The sequence below is a fragment of the Romboutsia sp. 13368 genome (genome assembly GCF_018336475.1).
In the GTDB taxonomy this organism is placed as follows: domain Bacteria; phylum Bacillota; class Clostridia; order Peptostreptococcales; family Peptostreptococcaceae; genus Romboutsia.
Window position 1 is genome coordinate 409,262 of record NZ_CP048741.1, and the last position, 598, is coordinate 409,859.

Consider the following 598-nt stretch of genomic DNA (forward strand, 5'->3'; position numbering starts at 1 on the left):
TTCAGACTCAGATTCAGACTCAGATTCAGAYTCAGATTCAGACTCAGAYTCAGAYTCAGACTCAGATTCAGAAGCCAATGCGAATGCAGCGGCTAATGCTAATGCAGAAGCAGAGGCAGAAGCAGAGGCAGAAGCGGAAGCCGAAGCAGATATAGATGCAGATTTAGATTTAGATGCAGATGTAGACGCAGATTTAGATTTAGATGCAGATGTAGACGCAGATTTAGATTTAGATGCAGATGTAGACGCAGATGTAGATTTAGATGCAGATGTAGACGCAGATGTAGATTTAGATGCAGATGTAGACGCAGATGTAGATTTAGATGCAGATGTAGACGCAGATTTAGATTTAGATGCAGATGTAGATGCAGATGTAGATTTAGATGCAGATGTAGATGCAGACTTAGACTTAGATGCAGATGTAGATGCAGATGTAGATGCAAACGCAGATGCAGATGTAGATGCAGATGTAGATGCAAATGCAGATGTAGATGCAGACGTAGATGCAAACGCAGATGTAGATGCAGACGTAGATGCAAACGCAGATGTAGATGCAGACGTAGATGCAAACGTAGACGCTGAAGCAGAAGCAGAGGCA